This window comes from Streptomyces niphimycinicus, assembly GCF_018883605.1.
GTDB classification, from domain to species: Bacteria; Actinomycetota; Actinomycetes; order Streptomycetales; family Streptomycetaceae; genus Streptomyces; species Streptomyces niphimycinicus.
On the sequence record NZ_JAHLEM010001035.1, the window covers coordinates 1 to 4,155 of the forward strand.

The window sequence follows — 4,155 nt, forward strand, 5'->3', positions numbered from 1 at the left end:
TCCAGCTCCGACAGCAGGCCGTCCACATCGTCGCGATCGACGGTCAGGTCCTCGGCGAAGTGCCGGTCGCCAGTGGCGTCGGGCACATACTTCACACAGACAACGATCCTCAAGCTCACGCCGGCTCTCCTACTGCATCGTCTCTACCGAGCTGCCTTGTTGCTGGCAGCATAGGCGCCTTCGGGGGCGGGACCCGGGCGGTACCGCGGGCGGTTTCCTACCGGGGCGGCCCATGCACCGCAGCAAAATATTACTCGTCAGTACACCCAGGTCATTCCCCGGATGCAAGCCGCGTGAACTGTGACCTTGCCAACGTGGCGATCAGTGGGAGGAGCGCACACCGGCGGGAGCGCGCGGCTCAGTCGCGCAGCGCGTTGAAGCGCCCCTGGTGGTACAGCAGCGGACGGCCTGCCCCGGCCGCGGTGCCCGTGGTCACCTCGCCGATCACCACCCGGTGGTCCCCGGCGGGTATGCGGGCCACCACCCGGCACACCAGCCACGCCAGCACCCCGTCCAGCACCGGTACGCCCTCGGGGCCCGAGCGCCAGCCGGTGGCCGGTCCGAAGCGGTCGGCACCGGTGCGCGCGAAGGTCGCGGCCAGCTCCCGCTGGTGCTCGCCGAGGATGTGGACCCCGACATGCTCGGCCTCGGAGAGCACCGGCCAGCTCGAGGAGCCGCTGCCCACACCGAAGGAGAGCAGCGGCGGCTCGGCGGCGACGGAGGCGAGGGAGGTGGCGGTGAAGCCGACGGGGCGGGTGCCCTGGGCGGTGATCACGGCGACGCCGGAGGCGTGCCGCCGGAAGACGGAGCGGAAGAGGTCGGACGTCGCGAGCGAGGACGTGCCGAGGTCGTGCGTTGCCGTCATGGAGTTGTCCTTCTGCCGGAGGTACGGGCGGGGGGGCGGCGCTTGTCGTCGTTCGCTCACCCGCCCGGACACCGTGCGCCGGCCGCCCGCACCGGGCTCTCGTGTGCACGTCCACAGAGAAGGAGTCCAGGCCGCATGATGTTCACCCTGGCCACGTCGGATGCGGACCGTCAAGTGGGTCCGGGGCGCGGTGGCTCACACGGCATCACCCAGAGCGGCGATGACATCGGCCCGGCGCGGCTGCCCGGAGGCGCGCCGCACGATCCGCCCGGCCGCGTCGAGGACCAGCACGGTGGGGGTACAGGCGATGCCCAGGGCCCTGACGAGCTCCAGCCGCGCCTCGGCGTCGATCTCGATGTGCGCCACCCCGTCGACCATCGCGGCCACCTCGGACAGCGTCCGCCGGGTGGCCCGGCAGGGCTGGCAGAAGGCGCTGGAGAATTGGAGCAGCGTCGCCCGCTCCCCCAGTTCCGCGCCCAGCTCGGCGGCGCCCAGCCGCCGGTCTCCGTCGCCGTCTCGCACCTGTCTCCTCCCGATGGGACCTCCCCCGTGCAGCGCCATGGGCGGCCCGGAGATTCCCCGGCGGCCCCCGACGTGATGAGGATCTCCCGGCCGGGCGGCGCCGTCCGGTAGCACATCGAGACGACATCGGGCACCATCTGCCAGAAGCCGGAAACCTACGGCCGCGTAACTTCCGCCCGGAGAACCCTCCCAGGGCATACGACGAAGGGTCCTCAATGGCAGAGCTCGTCTACCCGCCGGTGATCGGCATGGCCCGCACCATGTTCAAGGCGCTCGATCTGCGCTTCGACATCAAGGGCACTGAGAATGTTCCGCAGGCGGGCGGCGCGGTTCTGGTGAGCAACCACATCGGCTATCTCGACTTCGTCTTCTGCGGGCTGACCGCCCGTCCGGCGAAGCGGCTGGTGCGGTTCATGGCGAAGGAGTCGGTCTTCCGGCACAAGGTCTCCGGGCCGCTGATGCGCGCGATGAAGCACATTCCGGTGGACCGCGCGGCGGGTATGGACGCGTACAAGCACGCCCTGAGGGCGCTGCGCTCCGGCGAGATCATCGGGGTCTTCCCGGAGGCGACGATCTCGCGGTCGTTCGCCCTGAAGAACTTCAAGTCGGGCGCGGCCCGGCTGGCGCAGGAGGCGGGCGTCCCGCTGCTGCCGATGGCGCTGTGGGGGACGCAGCGGCTGTGGACCAAGGGGCAGAAGCGGGCGCTGGGCCGCCATCACTTCCCGATCACGATGCGGGTCGGCGAGCCGATGGAGGCCGACCCGACCGAGCCCTCGGACACCCTGACCGAGCGGCTGCGCGGCCGGGTGCAGGAGCTGCTGGAGGCGGCGCAGCGGGCGTATCCGGTGCGGCCCAAGGGCCCGGACGACACCTGGTGGGTCCCGGCCCATCTGGGCGGCACCGCCCCCACCCCGGCCGAGGCGCTGGCCCTGGACCGGGGCCGGTAACCAAACGTGCGCGGGCGGGCCCCGGCGGCCCGCCCGTACCGCACCCGGGCCCTGGGCCCGTACCGCCTCCGGGCCCTAGCGGCCCATCTCCTCCTTGACGGCGGTGATGAATCCGTCGACGTCCTCCTCCTTGGTGTCGAAGGAGCACATCCAGCGCACATCGCCCGCGGCCTCGTCCCAGAAGTAGAAGCGGTAGCGCTTCTGGAGGCGCTCGGTCACCTCGTGCGGAAGGCGGGCGAAGACCGCGTTGGCCTGGACCGGGTGGAGGATCTCCACTCCGTCCACCGTGCGCACCCCGTCGGCCAGCCGCTGGGCCATGGCGTTGGCGTGGCGGGCGTTGCGCAGCCACAGATCGCGGGCGAGCAGGGCCTCGAGCTGGACGGAGATGAACCGCATCTTGGACGCGAGCTGCATGGACAGCTTGCGCAGATGCTTCATGGCGCCCGCCGCGTCCGGGTCGAGGACGACGACGGCCTCGCCGAAGAGCATCCCGTTCTTGGTGCCGCCGAAGGACAGGATGTCGACGCCCGCCGCATTGGTGAACGAGCGCATCGGCGCATCCAGGGACGCGGCCGCGTTGGCTATCCGGGCGCCGTCGAGGTGGACCTTCATCCCGCGCTCATGGGCGTGATCACAGATGGCCCGGATCTCGTCCACCGTGTAGACGGTGCCCAGCTCGGTGTTCTGGGTGATCGAGACGACCTGCGGCATCGCCCGGTGCTCATCGTCCCAGCCCCATGCCTGGCGGTCGATGAGCTCGGGGGTGAGCTTGCCGTCCTCGGTGGGGACGGTGAGCAGCTTGAGCCCTCCGACGCGCTCGGGCGCCCCGCACTCGTCGACGTTGATATGGGCGGTCTCGGCGCAGATGACCGCGCCCCATCGGTCGGTGAGCGCCTGGAGGGCGACGACATTGGCGCCGGTTCCGTTGAAGACCGGGAACGCCTGTGCGTGCGGGCCGAAGTGGCTGCGCATGACGAACTGGAGATGCGCGGTGTAGTCGTCCTCGCCGTAGGAGACCTGATGGCCTCCGTTGGCGAGGGCGAGCGCGGCGAGGATCTCGGGGTGGGCGCCGGCGTAGTTGTCGCTGGCGAAGCCGCTCACCTCGGGGTCGTGGTGGCGACGGGCGTCGGTCCTCACGGCTTGGGGGTCAGCCACAGGCGGGTTCCGTTCACTTCCTGGGCGGGCTGGTCCCAGAGTCCGGTGATGGCCTCGGCCAGCTCCTTGACGTCCGTGAAGCCCGCGAACTTCGCGTTGGGGCGCTCCGCGCGCATGGCGTCGTGCACCAGCGCCTTGACCACCAGGATGGCAGCGGCCGCCGAGGGGGCGCCCTCGCCCCCCAGTTTGCGGAAGGAGTCGGCGAGCGCGAGCGTCCATGCCTCGGCGGCGGCCTTGGCGGCGGCGTACGCGGCGTTGCCCGCGGTGGGCTTGGCCGCGCCCCCCGCGCTGATCAGCACAAAGCGGCCCTTGCCGCTGCGCAGCAAGGCGTCGTGGAAGGCGAGGGAGGTGTGCTGGGCGGTGCGGATCAGCAGATTGTGCAGGGTGTCCCAGTCGGCGAGCGGGGCGTCGGCGAAGGTCTTGCTGCCGCGCCAGCCGCCGACCAGGTGGATCAGCCCGTCGACCCGGCCGAATTCCTTCTCGGTGCGGTCGGCCCAGGCGCGGGCGGCGTCGAGGTCGAGCAGGTCGACCGTCTCGCCGGTGACGCTGGCGCCGCCGTGGGCGTAGCGCGCCGCGTCCACGGCCTCGGCCAGCCGCACCGGATCGGAGTCGGAGGCGACGACGGTGGCGCCGGCCTCGGCGAGGCGGAGCAGCGTGGCCCGGCCC

The 4,155-nt window shown here is 71.5% G+C and carries 5 protein-coding genes and 1 pseudogene; 1 reads left to right on the forward strand and 5 read right to left on the reverse strand.

Features of this window, described 5'->3' with window-relative positions; all coding sequences use genetic code 11:
- The 3 genes and pseudogenes from KN815_RS47220 to KN815_RS47230 form a co-directional block, all read right to left on the reverse strand.
- Positions 1–119, reverse strand: a pseudogene (locus tag KN815_RS47220) (electron transfer flavoprotein subunit beta); the annotation flags it as partial.
- A 239-nt stretch (positions 120–358) separates the two neighbouring features.
- A complete protein-coding gene (locus KN815_RS47225; RefSeq protein ID WP_216347928.1) occupies positions 359–865 on the reverse strand; it encodes a flavin reductase family protein in 507 nt (168 codons plus the stop codon).
- A gap of 195 nt (positions 866–1,060) precedes the next feature.
- Complete coding sequence (locus tag KN815_RS47230; protein WP_216347929.1) at positions 1,061–1,426, reverse strand: TlpA family protein disulfide reductase; 366 nt, start codon at positions 1,424–1,426, stop codon at positions 1,061–1,063.
- Between the two features lie 176 nt (positions 1,427–1,602).
- Here KN815_RS47230 and KN815_RS47235 point away from each other — a divergent pair, with 176 nt between their 5' ends.
- Positions 1,603–2,334 carry a lysophospholipid acyltransferase family protein gene (locus KN815_RS47235; RefSeq protein ID WP_216347930.1) on the forward strand — a complete coding sequence of 244 codons (732 nt, stop codon included), beginning with the start codon at positions 1,603–1,605 and terminating at the stop codon, positions 2,332–2,334.
- Between the two features lie 75 nt (positions 2,335–2,409).
- Here the strand turns inward: KN815_RS47235 and KN815_RS47240 are convergent, their stop codons facing one another.
- Entirely contained in the window at positions 2,410–3,471 is a 1,062-nt protein-coding gene (locus KN815_RS47240) for a threonine aldolase family protein (protein WP_216347932.1), read from the reverse strand.
- Positions 3,468–4,155, reverse strand: a 688-nt coding sequence (locus KN815_RS47245; protein ID WP_216347931.1) for an SDR family NAD(P)-dependent oxidoreductase, incomplete at its 5' end; no start/stop codon positions are given. The genes KN815_RS47245 and KN815_RS47240, both read right to left, overlap by 4 nt.